The organism is Methanosarcina acetivorans C2A, from assembly GCF_000007345.1.
GTDB classification, from domain to species: Archaea; Halobacteriota; Methanosarcinia; order Methanosarcinales; family Methanosarcinaceae; genus Methanosarcina; species Methanosarcina acetivorans.
In genome coordinates, this window is record NC_003552.1 from 3798685 (window position 1) to 3821444 (window position 22760).

At 42.5% G+C, this 22760-nt stretch carries 21 protein-coding genes; 6 read left to right on the forward strand and 15 right to left on the reverse strand.

Annotated features, from left to right (window positions below; translation table 11 throughout):
* From MA_RS15995 to MA_RS16060, 14 genes are all read right to left on the reverse strand, one after another.
* On the reverse strand, positions 1–474 hold the full coding sequence (locus MA_RS15995; protein ID WP_048065594.1) for a flagellar protein FlaF: 474 nt from the start codon (positions 472–474) through the stop codon (positions 1–3).
* 4 nt (positions 475–478) lie between these two features.
* Positions 479–952, reverse strand: coding sequence for a hypothetical protein (locus MA_RS16000; RefSeq protein WP_011022998.1), 474 nt, complete (start codon positions 950–952; stop codon positions 479–481).
* Between the two features lie 84 nt (positions 953–1036).
* Entirely contained in the window at positions 1037–1708 is a 672-nt protein-coding gene (locus MA_RS16005) for a hypothetical protein (RefSeq protein ID WP_226990630.1), read from the reverse strand.
* Positions 1709–1781: 73 nt separating this feature from the next.
* Entirely contained in the window at positions 1782–2354 is a 573-nt protein-coding gene (locus tag MA_RS16010; RefSeq protein ID WP_011023000.1) for an archaellin/type IV pilin N-terminal domain-containing protein, read from the reverse strand.
* Positions 2355–2365: 11 nt separating this feature from the next.
* The gene (locus MA_RS16015; protein ID WP_011023001.1) at positions 2366–3013 is read right to left on the reverse strand and encodes an archaellin/type IV pilin N-terminal domain-containing protein; all 648 of its coding nucleotides are present in this window, start codon (positions 3011–3013) and stop codon (positions 2366–2368) included.
* A gap of 1400 nt (positions 3014–4413) precedes the next feature.
* A complete protein-coding gene (locus tag MA_RS16020) occupies positions 4414–5226 on the reverse strand; it encodes a CheR family methyltransferase (protein WP_011023002.1) in 813 nt (270 codons plus the stop codon).
* Positions 5217–5879, reverse strand: coding sequence for a chemotaxis protein CheD (locus MA_RS16025; RefSeq protein ID WP_011023003.1), 663 nt, complete (start codon positions 5877–5879; stop codon positions 5217–5219). The genes MA_RS16020 and MA_RS16025 overlap by 10 nt, the downstream gene beginning before the upstream one ends.
* Complete coding sequence (locus MA_RS16030) at positions 5876–6478, reverse strand: chemotaxis protein CheC (protein WP_048065596.1); 603 nt, start codon at positions 6476–6478, stop codon at positions 5876–5878. Before MA_RS16030 ends, MA_RS16025 begins: the two co-directional genes overlap by 4 nt.
* The gene (locus MA_RS16035; RefSeq protein WP_011023005.1) at positions 6471–9119 is read right to left on the reverse strand and encodes a chemotaxis protein CheA; all 2649 of its coding nucleotides are present in this window, start codon (positions 9117–9119) and stop codon (positions 6471–6473) included. Before MA_RS16035 ends, MA_RS16030 begins: the two co-directional genes overlap by 8 nt.
* On the reverse strand, positions 9109–10161 hold the full coding sequence (locus MA_RS16040) for a protein-glutamate methylesterase/protein-glutamine glutaminase (RefSeq protein WP_048065597.1): 1053 nt from the start codon (positions 10159–10161) through the stop codon (positions 9109–9111). Before MA_RS16040 ends, MA_RS16035 begins: the two co-directional genes overlap by 11 nt.
* Before the next feature lie 16 nt (positions 10162–10177).
* The gene (locus MA_RS16045) at positions 10178–10540 is read right to left on the reverse strand and encodes a response regulator (RefSeq protein ID WP_011023007.1); all 363 of its coding nucleotides are present in this window, start codon (positions 10538–10540) and stop codon (positions 10178–10180) included.
* An 18-nt stretch (positions 10541–10558) separates the two neighbouring features.
* The gene (locus MA_RS16050; protein WP_011023008.1) at positions 10559–11359 is read right to left on the reverse strand and encodes a CheF family chemotaxis protein; all 801 of its coding nucleotides are present in this window, start codon (positions 11357–11359) and stop codon (positions 10559–10561) included.
* Complete coding sequence (locus tag MA_RS16055) at positions 11356–11835, reverse strand: chemotaxis protein CheW (protein WP_048066438.1); 480 nt, start codon at positions 11833–11835, stop codon at positions 11356–11358. The genes MA_RS16050 and MA_RS16055 overlap by 4 nt, the downstream gene beginning before the upstream one ends.
* A gap of 88 nt (positions 11836–11923) precedes the next feature.
* The gene (locus MA_RS16060; protein WP_048065598.1) at positions 11924–13921 is read right to left on the reverse strand and encodes a methyl-accepting chemotaxis protein; all 1998 of its coding nucleotides are present in this window, start codon (positions 13919–13921) and stop codon (positions 11924–11926) included.
* An 814-nt stretch (positions 13922–14735) separates the two neighbouring features.
* Between MA_RS16060 and MA_RS16065 the strand changes: the two genes are divergently transcribed.
* Together MA_RS16065 and hmgA are read left to right on the forward strand one after the other, a co-directional pair.
* Positions 14736–15104, forward strand: coding sequence for a DsrE family protein (locus MA_RS16065; RefSeq protein ID WP_048065599.1), 369 nt, complete (start codon positions 14736–14738; stop codon positions 15102–15104).
* A 584-nt stretch (positions 15105–15688) separates the two neighbouring features.
* Positions 15689–16945, forward strand: coding sequence for a hydroxymethylglutaryl-CoA reductase (NADPH) (hmgA, locus tag MA_RS16070; RefSeq protein ID WP_048065600.1), 1257 nt, complete (start codon positions 15689–15691; stop codon positions 16943–16945).
* Between the two features lie 522 nt (positions 16946–17467).
* Here hmgA and MA_RS16075 read toward each other — a convergent pair.
* Positions 17468–17686 (reverse strand): hypothetical protein, encoded by a 219-nt coding sequence (locus MA_RS16075; RefSeq protein WP_048065601.1) that lies wholly within the window; start codon positions 17684–17686, stop codon positions 17468–17470.
* Positions 17687–18123: 437 nt separating this feature from the next.
* On the opposite strand from MA_RS16075, the gene MA_RS16080 reads away from it, so the two are divergent.
* The 4 genes from MA_RS16080 (at position 18124) to MA_RS16095 (ending at position 22554) form a co-directional block, all read left to right on the forward strand.
* A complete protein-coding gene (locus MA_RS16080) occupies positions 18124–19893 on the forward strand; it encodes a 2-oxoacid:acceptor oxidoreductase subunit alpha (RefSeq protein WP_011023014.1) in 1770 nt (589 codons plus the stop codon).
* Entirely contained in the window at positions 19880–20731 is an 852-nt protein-coding gene (locus tag MA_RS16085) for a 2-oxoacid:ferredoxin oxidoreductase subunit beta (protein WP_011023015.1), read from the forward strand. The genes MA_RS16080 and MA_RS16085 overlap by 14 nt, the downstream gene beginning before the upstream one ends.
* A 446-nt stretch (positions 20732–21177) precedes the next feature.
* A complete protein-coding gene (locus MA_RS16090) occupies positions 21178–21777 on the forward strand; it encodes an archaellin/type IV pilin N-terminal domain-containing protein (RefSeq protein ID WP_011023016.1) in 600 nt (199 codons plus the stop codon).
* Positions 21778–21846: 69 nt separating this feature from the next.
* A complete protein-coding gene (locus tag MA_RS16095) occupies positions 21847–22554 on the forward strand; it encodes a hypothetical protein (RefSeq protein WP_011023017.1) in 708 nt (235 codons plus the stop codon).
* Positions 22555–22760 lie beyond the last annotated feature (206 nt).

Here is a 22760-nt window from a genome sequence, read left to right on the forward strand (position 1 = left end):
TTATACACCTGCCTCGTGCTCTGCGGAAGAGACGATACCGTTTTCAGTGATAATTTTTACAATGAAACTGTCATTGGAGTCGATGTCGATTAATAGTTCGATGTTAATACTTTCATGCGGGTCCAGAATCCCCGGATTCAGGAGATCTGTATCAGGTGTTATACTGTACTGAGATTCGTTCAAATACGACACTTTACCGTCTTTGACCAGGAGAACATCCCAGAGATCGAAGTTGCTTAATTTGGTCTCACCGGTATTTGCAACAGTGAAACTGGTATGATTTGTTGAAACGTTGAAGACTATATTCTGGACTTCGATACGGGTCTGAAGCCTGTCCATCATTGTCTGATGAGCTGAAACGTATCCGTGATAGGAAGACTCAACAAGAGTATTGGTCCCCATTGTCAGAGTACCTGCAACAACCAGAATCGTTCCGACTACAAAGAACGCTACGATTATTGTATCGAGGCCCATGATATCACGTTGAGAAGGTATCTGATGTTGATACCCCATTGTACAGGAAAAAGGTAAGTTTATAAATGTCACTTGGAAGGGCATCAAGCGCTATTGTTACTTTGATAGTTTCTCCGCGATTCCAGGTGTCTCCGTCTCCGTTTTCGAGAGTGTAATCCCAGGACGGAGCTGAAGCAGCTTCAAGTCCGGGGTTCCAGTAGCCTGAGGAAGATACAATAAAGACGTCACAGTACTGCAGCTGTGAAAGGGGTATATCTGAAGACCCTACGTTTTTTATCCAGACATAAACGTCATTCCCATCGGGATAAATGAAGATGATATCGATATCGGTTTTAAACTGGTCTTCCATGCTACGGGCAACGGAGCTATAAGATTCGGACAGACCATATACGGAAGGAAGGACGGCATTTACAAAAGCCACTGCAGCTATAACACTCACAATTACGAGTATTGCTGAAGTTATCACTTCCTTTGACATTTGTTTTTCACCAGATCGTTTTCGTTGAGAAAGTAACGCAGTATTAAAGAATCAGGCGACAGACCTTCTGCCCCTCCAACCACCTTATTTGCCATCGAGGAGATGCCCCAGTACCTTGGAGTCAAGAGACTGGTCTTCCGGGTAAAGAATATGATAAAGCCTGTACAGATCTATCACTGCATCATCAAGGTTGTTGTTTTTGTTCAGGATCTCAATGATTTTGATAATGATTTCTTTAATCTCCCCGGGAATATAGCCCAGAAGGGAGAAGACATCAATTAATTCCGTTATAGCTTCATGGTCATATTTCTCGACCATGTCCTTGCTCCAGACGATAGTCCTGTAGAAGGAAATAGGATCGATAAATTTGGAATCACCCTTTTTAGACTGTTTTTTAGCAGCCTTTCTCAGATCCTCAAAGAGATTTTTTGGAACCTGCTCCATTTCCAGGCCAACTTCATCAGTCTCCTCCTCTCCTTCAATTTCTTCATATTTATGAGGCGGGGGATGATCTTCTATTGATTTGGGATTTACTATGGCACCGGAAATGTTAGCAATACCCTGAATATTCTGGAAAGGATTTTCAAGCACCCCCATCGTTTCCCTTATGTCCATGAGAAGAGTCTTTATGGAGCCTTTGATCTCGGTCACCTCTTCTTCAAGGCTTGCAACCCTGGACTCTATAGTGTCGCTCTCAGCTGAAGCTACAATACTATCAATCATGGACTGGTCAAAGGATTCCCCACTATTCATCATATCACCCAACTGTAGCGTTAAAAAATGAAATAATGGCACTCAAAGGAGTGTCATTATTGCTTGAATTTTAGTTTTAGACGAGAGTCATTATTGCACTGATTGATCCGGGTGCAGTCCTGTGAATGGTGTAGGAAGCCCCCTGAGGTGGTTTGATTTCAAGCTGGAACTCGTTGTAAGGTCCTATCCCGTAACTACTCGTATCAATGCTTACATCAAATTTCTCAGCTCTGTCTATAAGATTGTCTGTGTTAGCGTTATACTTGGTGGATATCGTGAATCCATCGTCAAGTGTCAATTCAGTTGGTGCTGTATCTGGATCTGAATAAACTATGAGAGTTTTGTCCATATCAACTGATGAACCGCCTGAAGTCAGCTGCAAGCATAGAGTAATACTATCAATTGAATAATCTGCAGGGTTAGCTGCAGTAGTGTTACCTCTGGCAATTACATCTCCACTTAATTCGACACTGCTGCTTGCCTGCTGTACACCCGTGTGCACGACTTCCTGACTTTTCTGGGTAGTATAAAAGCCCGCCCCGAGCATAACGTAGCTGAAAACCGCAGCCACGACTACAAAAGCTACAAGAACAATTGCTGCTTCAAGTCCAGTGAATCCTTTTTCATCTTTTGAAAATGTGTTCCACATTACAGATCACCTCAGTAAACCGGATAATAGTTGTCCGTGACAAGTGCAGCAGGCAATGTCCTTGAAATTGTAAGAACTGCACCCTCTGGGGGTTTTACCTCAATTTTGAATTTTTCATTCACAGTAGGTAAAGTACCAGTCCCAAGAAATGTATCTAAATCAATTACGACTTTATACTTTTCACCTTTTTCAAGTAGGTTGTCATCATTGGTGACAATTGTACCGTTATACACCCATCCGTATGTGTCACCCCAGGCACCATCATCAGGAATGGCAGCCGGCCCTTTAGTAACAGGAGTTGCAGTTGTGTCAACAGCATATTCCTGTGTTACAAAATCATCGTCATCCGTGTAGGAAACAATTGTCTTATCCAGATCTACAGATGTTCCGCCTGCAGTATTCGTTACATAAAATGTAATCTGACTTGCATTGCCTCCATAAGCGTCTCCTCTAACAATTACATCACCGGAAGGTGCAATGCTACTGCTTGCCTGGGTCACACCCGTGTGCACGACTTCCTGGCTTTTCTGGGTTGTATAGAACCCCGCTCCCAACATGACGTAGCTAAAAACTGCTGCTACGACGACAAAGGCTATCAGCACAATTGCAGCTTCAAGCCCTGTAAACCCTCTTTCATTTTTGATTAATCGGTTCCACATAATGAATCACCTCAATATTGTGTGATTATTATAACAGCAAATATAATATCAGGAATTATTATAAATCTTTCGGCAGTTAAAGAGTTTACTTTGTATTAAATTTTATACATTTAGAGGAGAGTTTGGAAGGATTTGAGTATAAAAGAAGACAACTTATGGAAAATATTATTGAGAAAAATCCGAGGGTTTTTAGTGCTATTGATACTTTTTTAAGAATAATAATGATATGAATGAAGAAAAAAATATATCGTTAGTTAGTATTAGCATGAACGGAAAAATCCGAAAAATATTAATATATTATTTAGTAAGTGATAAATTAAAAAAATACAAAAGTTTACTGCAAAAAATCAACTGATGTATATAAACTTCCCCTAGTTCGGTCATTCAGAGAAGCATCAAATTCATCAGAAAGGCATATATTTTTAACCCACAAAGAGGGATCTAATTCATTTTTATATTAATGTCGCAACATATCGTCCAAAATACTGGTCATCCACCTTTACATGGTTGATATTTTTGAAGAAAAACAAGTCTGACTCAACCTCCTGAATTCTGCCCAGTACAGCCTTATTCACTATACCGTGTCGTTCCTGTCCGGCAGAGTCGCACCACCCAAATTGCGATTCGTGATCACATGAAATCGAAGATTTCGTGGGAGTTGAGACGTAATTGCAACAGCCCGCCGTCCTTTTCGTTCCACTTTGTTTCGCTCAAGAGGACTAACTTGTGGCCAAGAAGTGAAATTCGCTCAAGGGGACAACTGATTGCAGTAGCGAGCTTCGCTCAAGAGGACTAACTCAAAATCAATTATAAAGTAAATAGATACAGGAGAACGGCCTTTCCAAAAACACACATGATATTCTTCGAATAACAGGCAGAAATAACGAAAGTAATTGAAAGTATTTTCATGCCAGATGAGATAAAAGAAGCCGCATAAGCCTGCAAGTAAAATAGACCTTTAATATCTTCAAGGAACTAACATGTAAAAGTGACAGGAAAAAATGATAACTTGCTGCGTCTTTTGCTTTTTGTGAAAGGCCGCCAGACAAGCTGGCGGAGGCGCTTATATTTACCTATGAATTTTAGTGAGGTCACCCAGGTCAAGACATAAATTCGCTTGTTCCTTTTTTGCGTAAAAGAAGAGAAAAGTTCAGCCCTGCAAGGAGCAGAAGCAAAAAACAAAAGGTCCCAGTTTCGGATAGCTGAATAAGATCAACTGATTAATACGAGACCATCAAAATACCATGATTTAAGGAAAAATTAAAAGAACAGGATGGACACGACACCGGAGAAAACTTCAAAATCTCCTTAAATCAGAGAAAAAAGAGATATGAGGAATCCTGTGAAATTAAGGATATCCAGAGCCCTGAAGGTAAGGAACCGGCTTGATCAACAGATAATTATATTTTTTTGAAAACCTTTTCTTTTACGCTTACAGGAGTAAACAGTTCCCTTATTTCAGCTGGTAAAGTTTCGGACTTTCCGATAACCAGATATCCTCCGTCTGAAAGGGAATTATAGAAATCAGTTAACATTTTTATTTTCTGATTCTCATTAAAATAGATCATTACATTTCTGCAGAATACTGTATCAAAATACTTTGAAATCGGAGCTTCGCTGGTCAGGTCATGTTTCTGGAAGCGGATCGAGAGTTTCGGAATGCTTCTTACTTTGAAGCTCTCTCCGAAAGGTTCAAAATACTTACGCACAATGGAAGGTTCAAGGTTTTTCAATTGCTCTTTACGGTATATTCCCTGAGAAGCATCCTTCAGGCATTTTTCGTCAATGTCGGTTGCATAGATGGAGACGCTCCAGTCTTCCGGCAGAACTTCTCTGGAGCAGATGCCGATTGAATACGGTTCCTCCCCATAGGAACAGGCTGCACTCCAGAACCTGACTATGTTGCTTCTGGACTTATTTTTTCGCTCCATTATTTCGGGAAGGATTTCTTTCCGGAAAAACAGGAAAGGGGTTTTGTCCCGCATAAACTCGGTAACGTTTACCGTAAGGGCATTTATAACTTCCTTCATTTCGTTTTGATTTCTTTCCAGAAGCCCCTTGTACGTTGCATAGTTATCCGCACCTACGGCTTTCATCCTCAGGTCGATTCTTCTCCTGAGATAACTATCCCTGTACCCGGTAAGAACAATCCCCGACGATTTCGAAATTTTTCGTATAAGAAATTTAAAGTCTTCATCAAAATTTACAACCACAGTACTTCCCCTTTGGTATATTTGACAATCATGCTCCCGTCCACAGGATTGAAGATAACATTTCTGCCGACTTCCCCACCCACATCCTTTGCCAGAATCGGGATATTTCTTTTAACCAGAGTTTCCTCAACGGATATGGCGTTTCGGTCCCCGATTTTGAGGATATCCAGGCTCATGTGCTTAAAGACCTGGGCTCCACCTGCAAACTTTGCAGTAATTCGGTTTTTTCTTGCTCCCATCCTGATCATATCTTCAAACATATTTTCTATGGCTGTCTCGGCATACTTGGCTTCCCCGCTATTCGAAGCTCCCGGGAGCAGCACATGGGCAATCCCGCATATACCTGTCGAAACGTCAGAAAGAATAACACCAATACAGGAGCCCAGGCCCATCACTTTCAAGAGGACGTTTTTCCCGATTTTGTATTCACCTATCCCGGCAGAGAGTTCTCCGTCCAGACTTTTGACGTTCAAATCTGATTTCTTGCCCATCAGGTAGCTTTTTGCAGCATCAACGATCTCACATGACTGGCAAGAATCCTTAAATGAGCAGGTTTTCGAAAGCGAACAAAAAGACTTAACCAGCACAGCCCTGCTGGTTAAGAAAATAGCTTTCCCATTTCCATTCGAGACGAATAAAATGTCGTCACTCATAATTGTCCCATAATTTTCATCATATCATCAAGCAGACAGGCTTCCGGAAGCAGGGCTAAATAAATCTCAATATCCGACTCAGAGCTGAGAGAGGTCTCAAATAAGATAATATGATTGCTATTCTTAGCCATCTGCGAAACGACAGAATCGATAACTGCCGCAGGTACATCTTCTGCGAAACTTGGAGGAGACGGGAGTAATATTATGTCCATAAAATCAGCCGTTGCATCACAAAAAGACGAGGACAGGATGTTTCCGACCTCCATAATTGTGGAAGCATACATTTCCTCATCCAGCTCTTCCATATCGAATAAATCGCCTGCAATTTTTCTTGCCGACTTTTCAGGAAACATAATGTACAGATACCCGGATTTTTTTTCTTCGAGGTCCTGCAGGGCTATTATCACGCCTGCAACAATCTCACCAATGAATTCGCTTGAAATATTTTTTATTTCTCCCACCTTGACCTCCGGAACTGAGAGGTAGACATCTTTATTCAGTAGTTTAGATAGAGACGTGGCAGCATGCCCTGCCCCTATATTTCCGAGTTCCTTCAAAACATCCAGTTCCACCTCACTGAGATTACCTAAATCAGTCATCAGTATCACCCATTATAAGCATTGAAACATCTATAATCGGAATTACACGCCCGTCCCCCAGTATTGTGGCTCCGATAAATCCTTTTGAATTTGAGAAAATGTTTCCAAGCGGTTTAATAACGATTTCCTGCTGGTCTATAATCGAATCGACTATAAGGCCAACTTCTTCATTTTCTTTTTCAACAATTATGGCAATTTCTTTATTCGATTTTTCACATTCAACATGGAAAATTTCTTTTAGTTCGGCAGTTGGTATCAGCTTATCCCTTATGTAAAGCACAGGGGTTTCTTTAACAAGCTTATAATCACTGCTGTCAACACTCAGAGCTTTCACAACGTTGGAAATCGGGATAGCATATGTCTCCGGCCCGACCTCCACCAGGAGGGATTTGATAATGGCAACAGTAGGAGGCAGATCAATTCTGATTCGGGTAAACTCTCCCTTCTTTGAATAAACCCTGACCTTTCCTCCCAGTTTTTCAACAGCAGTTTTCACCGCATCCATACCCACACCTCTTCCGGAGATCTCTGTAGGGGATTCCTTTGTCGAAAAGCCCAGGGAGAAAATTATCATCCGAATTTCTTCTTCACTGAGATTTTCCACATCAAATGCCGAGAATATGCCTTTTTCAACGGCTTTCTTTTTCAAGACTTCAACATCTATACCTTTTCCGTCATCCTCGATCTCAATTATTACGTTGTTTTTCTCTCTTCTGGCAGAGAGTTTTATGTTTCCGACTTCGTTCTTCCCGGCTTTTTCCCGTGCTTCGGGATATTCTATACCGTGATCAACGGCATTTCTGACAAGGTGGACCAGAGGATCGCTAATTTCGTCCAGGATCGTCCTGTCCAGTTCCGTATCCTGACCTTCAATTTCAAACTCGATATTTTTGTCGAATTTTCTGCTCAGGTCCCTTACCATACGCGGAAACTTGCTGAATACTCTCTCAATTTTCACCATCCGTATCAACATCACTTCGTCCTGCAAGCTTGAGATGGACTTATCCAGAGCCCCGGTCGCTTCCTCCAGTTCGGGCAGGTTATACTCCTGGGAGATCTGAAGCAAACGCCCCTTGTTTATAACAAGCTCCCCGACAAGGTTCATTATATTATCAAGATTGGAGGTCCTGACCCGGATAGTTTCCTGCCTCTGTGTTTCCAGTGGGGTTTTTGCGGATGCTGCCGATTCGGAGAAGTGATGACTTGATCCGGCTTCCGGCTCTTTGCTTTCCCGAGACTCCTGTAGCTCCGACCCAGGGATATGGGTAGCTTCAGATTTCTCTACAGAGGGCCGGGCTTTGTCAAGCAGCAGCTCCTGATCTAAAATTCCCCTCTCAGAAAGACCCGCGTCAGAAATACTTTTGTCAGAAATTTCCATATCAGGAACAGGCTCATCAAAAGCCTGATAAGGAACAGGCCCGTCAAAGGCCGGTTTGGAAATTTGCTCGGAAATCCTGGCTTCTTCAGGCTGCAACTCCTGACCATGAACCGCATAACTCGCTTCCGGATCATTTTCCGGAACCCGGAATTCCCAGGACTTCGGAACCTCAGGGGAAGATTCTTTACGTTTTTTCTTTGTAAGTATCCCTGCGGATTCGGTTATTTTGAAACAATTTATTGATCTGCTTATTCTGTCCGGAATGCAGCGCAGTCTTGCTGCCAGACTGTAAATACAGGAGTGAAGCGAATTTGATTTTTCTGTGGTTGGGACAGCCGGCTCTTCATTCACAGGGAATAAAGTTGAAGGGGTATCGGAGAGCTTTTCTTCCGCTACAGGACGATTAGATGCAGGACCATGAACTTTAATTTCTTCATCACAGACAATACCGGGCGGCTTAATTTCGGAAATATCAAACTGTTCAATCTCCGAAATTCTGTCCATCAACCCTTCAACTGTATAGCTGTCTCCTGAAAGATATACTGTTAAGTGACCGTCAAAAGTCTTATCCATCTCACTTTCATCGGGGTCCGTGCGGACTATGTTGCAAACATCCCTGAGGGATTCCATAACCAGTGCTGCCCTCAAATCCTTCATAACACAGTCTTTAGTGAGGGTCAGGTCCAGAACGAGATTGCAGGCATCCTGATTGCAGGCATCCTGATTGCAGGCATCCTGATTGAAGGCAATTCCACTTTCCCCGTTATCAGTGTATTCGGAATATGGAGCGATAATTTCCTCTGCCTGCAGCACGGATGTAGTTATCGTAACCGTGTTTTTCTTTTCAAAGGAGAGAGGACAAAGTGGCTCCCACTCATCATCCTTCATTTTTTCGTAGTTTTCGAAAGCTTTCAGGAGATCGTCTATTTTGACAGAATCGTTATCTGAGCTTTCTATTTGTTTGACGATCTCTATGATTCGGTCAACTGTCGAAAGCAGGATGTCAACCAGTTCCCCGTCTATCTTTATGTCTCCGTTTTTTATGCCACAAAGGACCTCTTCCATACTGTGGCACAGATGTTCAAGGAACGAATACCCGAGAAAACCGGCCATTCCTTTTATCGTATGGGTTATCCTGAAGATTTCATCAATTGCGCCAGTTTCTCCATTTTCCAGATCCACAAAAGATTGATTGAATACATCGAGACATTCGTAAACTTCCTGAAGGAAATCGCTTTTATAAGCTGCCATGTCACTTTCCATTGCACTTCGCCTCCAGTCTCTTCACAATTTCTTCGGGGATCTCAAAAATGGGTTTAACAACATCAATAGCTCCGGCCTCTATTGCAGCCTTTGGCATCCCGAAAATAACACAGGTATCTTCGCTGCACGCAATAGTGGAACCGCCTGCATCCCGTATCGTTTTAAACCCTGAAGCCCCGTCAAACCCCATACCCGTAAGAATAGAGGCAACTATGTTCTTTCCATATACTGCAAGCATACTTTCGGCAGTTACATCAACCGCAGGCATTACGGCATGGACCGGCTGGCTTTTTATGAGTTTGATCCTGGTGACATCCAGAGCCTTTCTAACGGTCATGTGGTAGCCCCCTGGTGCTACATAAACAATACCTGCCGTTACTTTTTCATTATTCCGGGCTTCCTTTACTTCCAGCTCTGACAGAAAATTCAGCCTTTCTGCCATCTGCCTGCAAAAACCCCCTTCAGGCATATGCTGGACAACGAAAACCGGAGCAGGCAAATCGCCGGGGAGCCTTGGAATCACCTGTTCAAGCGATGAAGGGCCGCCCGTAGAAGACCCTATGAGAATTCCAAAGTCACCGGCACATCTCCATTTCCCCCTGACTACCTCCCCTTTGAATTTCCTCATATTTATTAATCTTAAGAGGTTAGGATTTGAACTGTGAATATTTCTTATTTTATCAACAAGCTCTTTTTCGGCCTTATTCACATCATGGTGAGACTCGGATTTTGCAGTAAAATCTATGGCTCCGAGATGTAAAGCCTCCAGAGCCTCTTTTGAACCCTCTGTTGTCAGGGTGCTGAACATGATGATGGGAACGGGGGACGTATTCATAATGGTTTTAACAGCCGTCAGCCCGTCCATGACCGGCATGTTAACGTCCATTATAACTACGTCAGGGTGTAAGGATTTTGCCTTTTCTACAGCTTCTTTTCCATTACACGCATCTCCGACTATCTTTATGTCCGGGCTGCTTGCAAGCATGCTTCTTATTGCCATCCGCATGAAGGCAGAATCGTCAACAATAAGAGTGCGAATCATGCTCTATCCCCAAAATTTATGCACCGATTACTTTCTTTATCTCTTCAATGACTTTGGGAGCCTGGAAAGGTTTTATAATGTATCCTCTTGCCCCCAGTTTTATAGCTGTTTTTACTATATTCTCCTGCCCGATTGCAGTGCACATTACAATTTTAGCGTCTTTGTCAAGGGCCTTTATTTGCTTCAAGGCATCAATTCCTGTCATTTCAGGCATGACGACGTCCATCGTCACGACATCCGGCTTGAGCCCTTTGTACATTTCCACTGCTTGCTTTCCGTTTTCAGCTTCCCCTGCAATATCAAATCCGGCGCCGAAAAGAATATTTTTAAGAAGTTTTCTCATAAAAGCTGTATCATCAACAATCAAGACTTTTGCCATATGTATCCCCCAGAAAAATTATCTCTTGGATATTTTATCAACCATACTTACCCCATAAGGGGTCAATTCGATTTCTTTTCTGATTTTCACAACCTTAGCCAGGCCGGAATCAACAAGGCGGTCATAATAAGTATTCAGCTCATCCGTTGACATCCCGACAATGTTTTCAATTGATGCGAAGTCCAATCCGGAATAGATCAGAGTGAGAATCTGCATTTCATCTTCAGACAGGGTAATTGCAGGTTTATGTTTTTCAAAAAGTCTTTGCAGATAACCTTCAAGCATTTCCAGCGTACTTTCCGGGCAGAAGACAAGGCTTGTCACTACACTACTTTTTTCAACATGAGACAGGACAAGAACTTTTCTCTGTTTCCCGCCGACATTTCTGAGATCGGTTTTAACGGACCCGAGATTTTCAATCGGAATCCTCTTCTGGTTTTTGGAAGACAAAAACCAGAATCCTTCATCGGTTACACTGAAATACCCTTTTTCCCACCTGGCACTCGAGGAAACAACACCACCTACAGTAGCAGATTCCAAAAAAAACACTGCAAACTTATCTGCTTTGAGGTTGAATGCAATGAATTTGAAAACCTGTTGATGAAGATTAGGAGGAAATCTAAGGATTACTTTGTCCTCTTTTTTAATTTGAACGCAACTAATGCCCTCCACTTCAACTTCTTCAAGGTCCTCTATCTCCTTGAGGGGGATGTTCCTTTTGCCTATAACAAGGTTGTTATCGGTAACCACCAGTTCTACATCCACCCATCCACCATCATAAGTTTTGATAGAAGCTCGAAGGTGGACTTTTTCGGTCATCCCCTGATCTCCTTCAGCTCGTCTTCGCTGAACAACTCCTTAAGATCCATCAGGGTGAGAAGCCCGTCTTCAAGTTTTCCCACACCTTTTAAAAACCTGGAATCGGCTCTCAAAGCCAAAAACCTGGGGATTTCTTCGATATTCTGGGAAGAGAGATATCTGACTTCGCTAACGCTGTCAACCATCATCCCAATGGTTGCATTATTGTATTCAACAACAATAATCCGGGTATTTTCATCGTTTTTCTTCGGTTCCTTACCAAGTCTGTTCCTGAGATTGATAATGGCTGCGATTTGCCCCCTGAGGTTCAGGACTCCTTCTACAAAGTCAGGCATGTTCGGAATTCTGGTAATTTGAGTTGGCAGGATAATTTCCTTTACCTGGGAAATTTCAACTCCATATCTTTCTTCACCAAGATTGAAAACAATCACCTGAATAGTATTATCCACATTTACAATCTGACTATGATAGCTCATTTTCATCACCTGAAAGGGGTTAAGGAATTGCAGAGTACAGACTGCTGCACCCGTTATCCCCGAATTCAAACAACTCCGGATTCAACACTCAGTACATTCTCGTACTCTTCTTCCTGTCAAAATGCTGTGGCTTTCCAAAAGAAGGTTGATTGTTTGTCTGCTCCCCCGACACCTTGAAGTTTTCAATGAGAGCATCGACGGTTTTCTGGGCAAGCTCGCTCACGTTCTGTACCGAAGTGCTTACCTGTTGCATGGCAGCGGTCTGTTCCTCGATAGCTGCAGAGGTTTCTTCACTGCTCGCTGCATTTTCCTCAGCAGTGGATGCCGCTTCACTGATGCTCTTCTCAATGTTATCAATCTTGTTCAGACCGTCATCTGCAAGCTTATCCAGTTCAAGAAGCATGGAGTTTATAGTGGCAACTGCAGCGGCAATCTCATGGCTCTTATTCAAAGCCTGTTTAATGTTCTTACTTCCGGTTTTAGCCTGGATGTCGGCAGCATTTATAGCTTCAGTCACTTTCTTGGTCTCTTTCTGGACGTTTGTGACGATTTCATTTATCTCGTCAGTGCTCTTCCTCGAATCGGCAGCAAGTTTCCGAACCTCATCGGCAACAACTGCAAAACCCCTGCCGTATTCCCCGGCTCTTGCTGCTTCAATGGCTGCATTCAGAGCAAGGAGGTTAGTCTGGTCAGCAATAGATTTGATTTTTCCGGTAACGGCTCCGATGTTGTTAACGGCATCATCAAGGGAATGGACAATGTTTCCGAGTTTGAAGATCTCTGCAACAAACTGCTCCACGCCTTCCAGAGCCATGTTGTTGAGCTCCTGGGCTTCTTCACTGGTCTTCCCTGCCTGGGAGGCATAGCTGGAAGATTTGGTAGAGGATTCGCTGAGCTTTCTGAAAATATCCTGAGAAGCCTTTACATCAGTTGCTGCCGTGCCGGCATGCCTGGAGAGGTTCTCCGAACCGGTTGCAATCTGCTCGGCTGCAGTTGAAATCTGCTGCATACCCGTGTTCATCTGGCTGACAGCCTCTTCGGACTGCCGGGCTTCTTCAAGGGTCGTGAGCATGTCTGCCAGGATGATTTCAATAACCGATTTCAGATTGGCGACCAGTTGATTGAACTCCTCAAAGGTTTTGCCGAAATCATCGTCCTTGATCTTCTCCAGATGAACTTCAAGGTCCCCCTCACCAATCCTTCTAATTCCCTCACCAAGGTCCTTCAGACAGCTGTTAGTATAATGCAAAAGTTCCGCAATTTCCTTTTCTTTCTCTTTCATCTCGGTCATATCAGTTATGATCGTGAGATTTCCGATAATGGCTCCGGAATCGTCTTTTATCGGGACTGAAGAGGTCACGGTGTGCAGAGGTTTATCCAGAGCCCGGAGTTTAAGAGGACGTTCAAGGTTGTATACAGCTTCTCCGGATTCCAGCACTTTTTCAGCAAGGGATTTTTTATCACCGCTCTCCATCAGATCGGTAGGAGAGACCCCTATTGCATCTTCTGCTTTCTTAAACTTGCAAACTTTCACAAAATAATCGTTAATATACTTTATTTTTCCGGAAGCATCTACGTAAAGTGCAAGAGACGGCTGGGGGATGCTGCTAACAATGGCCCTCTGGGATTCTTCCCTCCGCAGGATCTGTGGAGTTACATCCAGAAATACCCCGTCAATATAAGCCAGGTTTCCGGCATCATCGTTCACAAGATGAGCCAGTTCCTGAATGAACACTGTACTGCCATCTGTTTTTTTGATTCGGTATTCGACCTGGTAGGCAGTCCTATTTTTCATAGCTTTCTGCACGATTTCCTCTATCAGTGGAGCATCTTCCGGATAAACAATATCAGACCAGGATATTTTTTGTGAAATGAAATCCATCTTGGTATGTCCTGTTAACACATCTACATTTTTACTTATGTACCTGACCGCCCAGGATGAATCGACAGATGTCCTGAAAACAGTAATGGGAAGGTTATCTATAAGTGAGCTTACCTCTTTTGCTTCAGGACCCCTATCATTAACTAAATTTTTGGATAAGTTCCTTTGACCTGTAGTTTCTAAATCAGTTGCAATTGAAGACATTTGCAATCAACCCTCTAATTATTTATATAATAACTCTATGTATAATTAGAAGAAGTATATAAGATTATAGGTCAAAAAAGCCGACTTTTTTCCAGCCAAAATCCCACATACTGTATAAATAAATATATACATAAAAGAATGGAAAAAGACCTGTAAGCCCGGTTGAAAAACTTAGAAATCATACACAGGAGTAAGTTCAGGGAAAGGCAAGATAAAGCTAGAAAAAAAGATACCTGCAGAGATTTTCGGAAACAAAAAAGAGTGCTAATCAGATAGCCATAATTCAGTGTTTATCAAATAGCCATAATTCAGTGTTTATCAGATAGCCATAATTCAGTGTTTATCAGATAGCCATAATTCAGTGTTTATCAGATAGCCATAAGTTCTGTTTTATGCATACTTAAAGTCCTTTCTGTTGTTTTTACTTTTCTATTCAAGGACTGATTCCTCCGGTATGAAACATTAACCATGCAAAAACAGATAATCAGCCTGTATAAGCCCTGCTAATCATCCAAATAGAACTTTAAAAATTTGAATTCTATAATCGTGTTTTGACTTTATATTTGACTTTATAGATTTTTTGAGTGGGCCTATTTCAGACCCCTTGAGAATTAAAATGCAACTGCATATTTTAAAACTGCAATAAAATTAGCTAAATTATGTATAAGTGTATGGATTTTTTCAAGTTTCTGAGGGAGTTGGCAAATTTATATAAATACAGGGGAAAATGAATATAACCGCAGTATCAATGTGAAACTTTATATACATCCAGGTAATCTGTTTCAGAAAAGTATTGTTCAGACCTGGGGTTCTTATGACAAAAGTCGAAAAGGTATTACTGCTGCTCAAAAACATGGTGTACGAAAGCACCAGCCCGCAGGAAACTCTCAAGTTCGCGAAGTATTATAGAAGTAAAGGGCTCGACGTTCTGGTTATTCTGTGGGGACCTATGGGAGTGTTGCTTGCAAAGAAAGATAAAACGAGAGGGTCACCCAAGTACGATGCTTCAGTCCAGGAATGCATAGAAATGGGAGTAGAATTCCGATGCTGTCAGCTTGCCTCAGATATGATCGGCCTTAAGAAGGAAGAATTAATCCCGGGGATTGAGTTTATCTGCTCAAAAGATGTGGCTGAACTTTTTCTGACGTACAGAGAGGAAAACCAGTTGATTATAAACTTCTGAATCTGATAATTGAACCAATTGAGCCAAAAATCAACTTAAAGGGAGAGGCAAATTCCTTAAAATACCATAAAATTCATTCAAAATTCCCTTAAATTCCCTTAAAATACAATAAAATCCTTAAATTCCCTTAAAATACCCGGAAATTTCAGAAACTTCATTTAAAATTTATTCAAATTTTATCAAAATTTTTTTTAAATAATCATTTAAAATAGCTTTTAATGACTATTTTTCAAAGACCTTCCTTTAAAACCATATTTTTAAAAATAATTTGGAATTATTCTTAAAGCTATATTCTATTGGAAGGGTATTTCTGCTGACGATTAAGAAACTATTTTTGGAAACTACTGCTTCAAAACAGGCAACAATTTTTATGCTTTCCGGGATATCTTGATGGACTATGTGAGGTAGTCTGAAAACTGTTTTTGAGGAATGAATTATATGCTAAAATGGAGATATTTAGGATAAAAATGGATCTTAATACAAAGGCGCCGTATTCAAGCGTTAAAATATTCGAATTAGCTTTCTTACTGTAATATGGGACATTAATTTTGAGGAAGAGAATAAAAAGATCAACCGGTGATTTCATGTTTTTAAATGATTATGAACTTGGTGAGGAAGAAAAGCTTCTTTTACAGAAGGTTCTTGATGGAGATATAGCCTTTCGTAAGATCGAAGAGTTTGCAGAGCCGCTAACAGCCGTAAAAATTCGGAGACTTGCTATTCAGGAGTACGCAAAACTCGAATTTGAACACATCCAGAACTTCTCTTTAGATGTAGAAATTGTGACAAAGAGAAACATTGAAAACATGATAGGAGCAGTTCAGATCCCTCTGGGGACTGCCGGCCTTCTGAAAGTAAACGGGGAATATGCAGACGCCGAATACTATATCCCTCTGGCTACAACGGAAGGAGCCCTTGTTGCCAGTGTAAACCGCGGATGTTCGGTCATCACAAAGTCAGGCGGGGCAAATGTCAGAGTGTTTGAAGATGAAATGACCAGAGCTCCGGTCTTCAAGCTTGAAAGCCTTGACAGAGCCAAGAAATTTTATGAATGGGTAAAGCGTCCCGAGATTTTCGAGCAGATGAAAGAGGTTGCTGAAAAGACGACCAGGTTTGGCAAGCTGGTTTCGGTAAAGCCTTTCGTTACCGGGACGTATGTCTATCTCCGGTTTTCCTATGACACAAAAGATGCGATGGGCATGAATATGGTGACCATAGCCACTGATGCGGTGATGCACCTCATAGAAGACGAATTTGGCGCGCATCCCATTACCCTTTCGAGCAATATGTGCACAGACAAAAAACCTGCGTCCATAAGTACCATTCTCGGGAGAGGAAAGACCGTGGTTGCCGAAGTAACTATCCCTGAAGAGATAGTCAAGGAGACTCTCAAGTGTACCCCTGAGTCAATGTTTGAAGTGAATTACAGTAAAAACCTGCTTGGTTCGGCAAGAGCCGGAGCCATGGGATTTAATGCCCATGCTGCAAACGTCATCGCTGCTCTTTACCTTGCCTGCGGGCAGGACGCTGCCCACGTCGTTGAAGGCAGCACCGCAATTACGAGTATGGAACTTACAAAATACGGGGAGATACACTGCTCGGTCACCCTGCCAGCTCTTCCTGTCGGCACGGTGGGCGGAGGCACCGGCCTTGGAACCCAGAGGGATTGCCTCAATATCCTTGGGGTGGCAGGAGCAGGAGACGAGCCCGGCATAAACTCGCTAAAGTTTGCAGAAATCGTGGCCTCTGCAGTACTTGCAGGGGAGATTTCCCTTATAGGGGCACAGGCAGCCGGACACCTGGCACGCGCACATGCACAACTCGGACGCGGAAAGTTCTGAAGCTCCGGAATGAAAGACAAAGGGAAAAATTCAACCCATGCCATTCAGAAAAATAAAAACCTACCTTGAATCTCACCGAAGCCAGAAATCCCCTCCTTTAATGAAAACAGCAGGGTGAGGACACATTTTTCTTTTTTCTTTTTTCTTTTTTCTTTGCCTTTTTCTTACGTCGTTTATACTGATTCCGATTTTCAATGATCATTTGGCAATTAAGCCGCAATCAGCACTTTTACTGCCTATTGATAACGAGTTATTCATAGAATATTATACATCAGGTTATTATTAAATTTTTAGCAAAAGTAGAAATGCTTATCATAAGGGGATTTTTAAAATAAGAATGGAGGCAGGCATGAACAATCCTGTGGACATTCTGGCCTGTGCGGTCACTTCAATAATTTGTTTTTTGATATTATACGCTTTACTCCAGGCGGAGATATTGATACTGGGAATCGCTTTAATAGGCTGTATTCTCGTTGGGAAGATCTTTTATTTGTTTTGAAATTCGAAGATTTCAGATCCATCCTATTCATTCTCATCCTCAGTTATCCTATCCCATTCTGATGTCTCCCCACTTTCACCAATATAGTCACTCAGTGCGAGGAGAATGATTCCTATGAGAACCAGGAATGAAGCAATTATTTTATTAACCGTAATCAGTAGAGCTCCAAGAAGTATGAGGGAAAAACCCAGCAAAACACCCCGGCCTTTAGCAAAGAAGTCTTTTATCGCATCATTTGACAACACTTTAGCTCCTTCTCCTGTGCAAATATTCTTCAAAAACACTTTATTCTTAAAGACTTCATTTCAGATCAGCAGAAAATTCTCAGAAAATCGATTTGAGAGACATCGGACATGGAACCTGATTCTCTCATTATGTTCATTTACTCATATGTGAACTTATTTTACTAATACTTTAATATCACGTTTTAGTACAGATTTTTCACCGAATTTCAGGATCAGGCCAGGAAGCAAGATTATTTAAGGTTTAATATTAATACTTCTAAGGGGCTGAAGAGAGTGAAAGCCTGAAAAAGGCAGGGGAGAATAGGAAAAGAAAGAAAACAAAATCAAAGGAATTTCTGTTTTACCGTAATTATTTCGGAGAGGTTGCAAGCTCTGTTTTTTGTACACTCTCATGATTCTTAGAGAATCCTAAACTTACATTAGAAATATGGGAATTGACTGGAACTCTAAAACACAAAGGAAGTTTGGAGGTAAAGTTTCTGGACTATACACTTCGAATAGGGGGAGAGGCAGGACAGGGGCTGCAGACAATAGGAGGAGCCCTTGCAAAAATCTTTTCCCGAAAAGGATACTATGTATTTACACACCAGGATTACATGTCCAGGGTGCGCGGCGGACATAATTTCTACCAGATTCGCTTTTCCGATCGGAAGGTATCGGCCTCCAGGGATATGGTCGACATTCTTCTCGCCCTGGACCTGAACACGATCGAAATTCACAAAGAAAGTGTAAGAAATGACGGATTTATCCTGTATGACTCCGAGACCATAAAGAAGAAGTTTGAAAGGCCTGAGTTTATAGATGTTCCCTTCAAGAAAATAGCCCTGGATGTCGGGAAAAGCAGTATCATGGCAAATACCGTGGCAACCGGGGCAGTACTTGGCCTGCTTGACCTGGGGCTTGAGAACCTGAATGAAATCCTGAAAAGCACTTTCAAGAAAAAAGGAGAAGAAGTAATTGGGAAAAACCTAGCCTGTGCCGAGGCAGGCTACAATTACTCACTCTCAAACTGCCCCCGCTGCGAGGGCGTTGAAATCATGGAGCCGGAAGAAAAAAAACTCATGCTCATAGATGGGGTTCAGGCTATAGGGCTGGGAGCTCTCATGTCCGGCTGCAAATTCTATTCTGCCTATCCCATGACGCCTTCAACAGGGATTCTGAATTACCTTGCTTCAAAAGCTGAAGAACACGGCCTTGTCGTAGAACAGGCTGAAGACGAAATTTCAGCCGTTAACATGGCAATAGGAGCCTCTTTTACAGGCGTAAGGGCAATGACCGGAAGTTCGGGAGGGGGGTTTGCCCTGATGGTGGAAGGGCTCTCCCTGGCAGGGATGACCGAAACACCTCTCGTGATTGCCGAAATACAGCGCCCGGGACCTGCTACGGGTTTACCCACCCGCACCGAGCAGGCAGATTTGCTTTTCATCCTGTACGCAGGGCACGGCGAGTTCCCAAAGGTTATCTTTGAGCCGGGGACTCCAAAACAGGCTTTCTATCTCACGAACAGGGCTTTCGAACTTGCTGAAAAGTACCAGATTCCGGTATTTATCCAGTCCGACCAGTATCTTGGAGACTCGGAGTGGACTTTTGAAAACTTCGATTTCGAGCACCTGATCTATAATGATTACCGGTTGAGAAAAAAAGATCTGGAAGGGGTAGAGGAGTACAAACGCTACAAATATTCGGATACAGGTATCTCCCTGCTTGCAGTCCCCGGAGAAGCAGGGAAACATCTGGTAGTGGCAGACAGTGACGAACATGATGAAGAAGGGCACATCATAGAAGACGACGAAACCCGCATTAAAATGGTCCGGAAAAGGCTGCTGAAAAAACTGCCACTGATAAAAAAAGAAATCGAAGCCCCGCTTCTGTACGGAGACCCCTCTCCGGAAATAGTGCTTGTGGGACACGGCTCGACATACGGGGTGATAAAAGAGGTGGTGGACATCCTCTCCAGAGACAGGAAAATTGCCATGATGCACTTCAGCCAGGTCTACCCGCTCCCCGAACGGGACAGATCGGATTACATCGAGCTTCTTGAAAAGGCAAAGCTTACCATCTCCATCGAAAATAACGCCACAGGACAGTTTTCAAAACTCGTAAGGGCCGAAACAGGCTTTGATTTTACCCATCAGATCTTAAAGTACGATGGAAGACCTTTTAGTATTGAAAACCTGAAGGAGGAAGTAGATGCCTACCTCTGAAGACTATAAAGGCCAGGTCCCTGCCTGGTGCCCTGGGTGCGGAAACTTCCAGATCCTCTCGGCCGTCAAACAGGCACTTGTCGAACTTGGCATAGAGCCTTGGGAAGTCCTCGCGGTTTCGGGAATCGGACAGAGTGGAAAACTACCCCACTACATGAAGTGCCACACCTTCAACGGGCTGCATGGAAGGACTCTTCCTGTTGCCACGGCTGCAAAACTTGCCAACCATTCCCTGCACGTAATTGCAGTTGCCGGGGACGGGGACTGTTACGGGGAAGGGGGAAACCACTTCCTGCATGCTATCCGCCGAAACCCGAACATTACCCTTATAGTGCATGACAACCAGATCTACGGGCTTACCAAGGGACAGGCTTCGCCTACAACAGCCAAAGGAACCCGCACAAAAGTCCAGCCTTCAGGTGTCCCTGCCGAGCCTATGAACCCCCTTGCTCTGGCAATTTCACAGGACTGCAGTTTCGTAGCCAGGGGATTTGCAGGAGACCCGGAGTATCTCAAAGAGCTGATGAAGGCTGCCATAACGCACAAGGGCTTTTCCCTTCTGGACATTCTTCAGCCCTGTGTCACTTTTAACAAGGTGAATACTTTCAAGTGGTATCGGGAGAGAGTTTACAAACTCGAAGCCGAATACGACCCTTACGACCGCATGAAAGCCTTCGAAAGGGTTCTTGAATGGGGAGAAAAGATTCCAAACGGCATCTTTTACAAAAAAGATAAAGATACCCTGGAGGAAATGTTCCCGACAATTCGTGAAGAACCTCTTGTGAGGCAAAAGTTTTCAATCGAAGACGTAAAGTCCGAGATTGAGAAATTTTATTAAACCTCACTTAATTTTTGTTTTGTACTCTCTTTTTTATTTATCCAACAAAAGTACAAAATTTTTTCATGTTTAATATTTAAATTCGGGCTGAGAATCTTTTTATTAGCTTATAAACTAAGTTATGGATTCTGATTTTTCCTCAAAGTTTTCCGCCCGAGACCTTTGCAGTTTAAATTATGGCTAAATTTTAAATAAATACTAATATATTGACTTTAAAATTTTTTGGTAAAAGTTAATAAATTAGAAGAGTGTAGTATCTGTTGTAAAATTGTTTGTATGTATATAGGGGGGTCATTACACTAGGAACCAAAAGCAACAGCTCCTGAACAGATATCTCCTATAACAAACTACAACCCAGAAACATAGAAAATCAGGCGCTGGGGAATGGAGCCTTTTGACTTTTCTATATGCTTTCATTCGAAAGTAAAAGATGGAGTGAAAACAGAATGAAAGGGATTTTTAGCATCTTTAGAAAAGACGATAAAGCCTTTACAGGGCTAGAATCCGCAATAGTGCTGACAGCTTTTGTAGTGGTGGCAGCAGTTTTCTCCTATGTAGTTCTTGGAGCTGGGTTTACTACCTCTGATACCGCCAAGAAAACCATTGATGAAGGTGTCAAACAGACAACTTCTTCGATTGGACTTGCAGGGGATGTGATTGTAAAAGGTACTCCTGGAGATACCCCTAGTGTAGATAATATAACTATTACCCTTCAATTAACAGCAGGTCAGTCTCCGATAGATATAGGAGCTAACAGTACTGCAGGAATGATGGTCATTGCTTATTCCGACAGCGCTCTCTATAGCCCGGAAACAGTCTGGACTCAGACTTTTGTAGGAGATAATGATGAGGATGATGTACTGGAACAGCACGAAAAAGTTCAAATCACCATCGAGATCCCCGAGGGATCAAAGCTGCAGAGCGGAACCGTAAGTGATGTAGTCAACACAGAATTCAGAATTGAGGTAAAACCGAAGGTCGGTGCAATAGTGCCCATTACCAGAGTTACTCCTCCGCAGATAGATGCTGTAATGAACCTGAAGTAATCCCTAATCCAAGGGGATATTTCCTCCTTCTTTTAGTGGAAAAAGTAATATTCGGATTCAGGTGGTTGAATGGAGCTGGACAAAAGAGTAAACGAAATCGAAACCGAACTGAAAATAATGAAAGGGGAGATTAAGGAGTTACTCACGGACATAAGGGACCTGGTGAATAAAAATGAGAATCCTTTTTGCAACATCCAGAGCATTGAAGCATTGAAGCTTAAGGTACCGGAAAAAGAAGAATGCGTAGATAAGCAGCCAGATGTGACCTGCAATGGAGAAAGCGGACTGAAGCCTGCGGCAGGAATTTCGGAGGCAGGGGATCAAAATGTAAAAAACAGTGAAAATTCTCCAAAATTGGCCAGTTCCGGTCAGGAAAATCCCGTACAGGATGTCCAGAAACAGGAAATGAACAGGCCTGAGACGGAAAATTCCCAACAAATTGACACATTCACGCTGGTTGAACTTATGCGCTGGGTGGATTATGCTGTCAGAACAATAGGACACAACAACCTCGAAGAACTGCTGAACCTCTATACTCTTACCGGACATCTTCCTGAAGAAATTAAAGTTATTATAAAAAATATTGCAAACCTTTCGATTGAAGAGCCCGTAGGAGAAGACGGGGTCAGTATGAAGGACAACATCATGGTGCTTTCGCAGTTGAGTGCGATCCTGAACCCAGAGGACTTCAAAAAGAATATTCAGCCATTTTACGAAGCCTCTTCAGGTTGGAAAGGGAAAGAAAAAGAGAAGAAAGCAGGGCTTGTCTTCAACTGAGTTTGAAGCGGGAAAAATGAGAAAAACTGAAAAATCAAAACTTGCCGCCTCCAGTCATCTGGAGTTAAGCGGAAAAAATAGTTGGCGCATTCAAGAGAAATCACTATCATCCTCATAAATACAGATCGTATACATAAGGAAATATCATCTTTATCAGAGTATCATCTGACTTATTTCATTTGATTCAACTTAAGATCATAATAAGA

Coding starts and splice junctions, on each gene's coding strand:
- MA_RS16090 (WP_011023016.1), top strand. CDS start 21,178: ATGAAAGGGATTTTTAGCATCTTTAGAAAAGACGATAAAGCCTTTACA.
- MA_RS16035 (WP_011023005.1), bottom strand. CDS start 9,119: ATGGAAAGTGACATGGCAGCTTATAAAAGCGATTTCCTTCAGGAAGTT.
- MA_RS16025 (WP_011023003.1), bottom strand. CDS start 5,879: ATGAGTGACGACATTTTATTCGTCTCGAATGGAAATGGGAAAGCTATT.
- MA_RS16060 (WP_048065598.1), bottom strand. CDS start 13,921: ATGTCTTCAATTGCAACTGATTTAGAAACTACAGGTCAAAGGAACTTA.
- MA_RS16010 (WP_011023000.1), bottom strand. CDS start 2,354: ATGTGGAACACATTTTCAAAAGATGAAAAAGGATTCACTGGACTTGAA.
- MA_RS16000 (WP_011022998.1), bottom strand. CDS start 952: ATGTCAAAGGAAGTGATAACTTCAGCAATACTCGTAATTGTGAGTGTT.
- MA_RS15995 (WP_048065594.1), bottom strand. CDS start 474: ATGGGCCTCGATACAATAATCGTAGCGTTCTTTGTAGTCGGAACGATT.
- MA_RS16095 (WP_011023017.1), top strand. CDS start 21,847: ATGGAGCTGGACAAAAGAGTAAACGAAATCGAAACCGAACTGAAAATA.
- MA_RS16040 (WP_048065597.1), bottom strand. CDS start 10,161: ATGATTCGCACTCTTATTGTTGACGATTCTGCCTTCATGCGGATGGCA.
- MA_RS16085 (WP_011023015.1), top strand. CDS start 19,880: ATGCCTACCTCTGAAGACTATAAAGGCCAGGTCCCTGCCTGGTGCCCT.
- MA_RS16055 (WP_048066438.1), bottom strand. CDS start 11,835: ATGAGCTATCATAGTCAGATTGTAAATGTGGATAATACTATTCAGGTG.
- hmgA (WP_048065600.1), top strand. CDS start 15,689: ATGTTTTTAAATGATTATGAACTTGGTGAGGAAGAAAAGCTTCTTTTA.
- MA_RS16015 (WP_011023001.1), bottom strand. CDS start 3,013: ATGTGGAACCGATTAATCAAAAATGAAAGAGGGTTTACAGGGCTTGAA.
- MA_RS16065 (WP_048065599.1), top strand. CDS start 14,736: ATGACAAAAGTCGAAAAGGTATTACTGCTGCTCAAAAACATGGTGTAC.
- MA_RS16050 (WP_011023008.1), bottom strand. CDS start 11,359: ATGACCGAAAAAGTCCACCTTCGAGCTTCTATCAAAACTTATGATGGT.
- MA_RS16030 (WP_048065596.1), bottom strand. CDS start 6,478: ATGACTGATTTAGGTAATCTCAGTGAGGTGGAACTGGATGTTTTGAAG.
- MA_RS16005 (WP_226990630.1), bottom strand. CDS start 1,708: ATGATGAATAGTGGGGAATCCTTTGACCAGTCCATGATTGATAGTATT.
- MA_RS16045 (WP_011023007.1), bottom strand. CDS start 10,540: ATGGCAAAAGTCTTGATTGTTGATGATACAGCTTTTATGAGAAAACTT.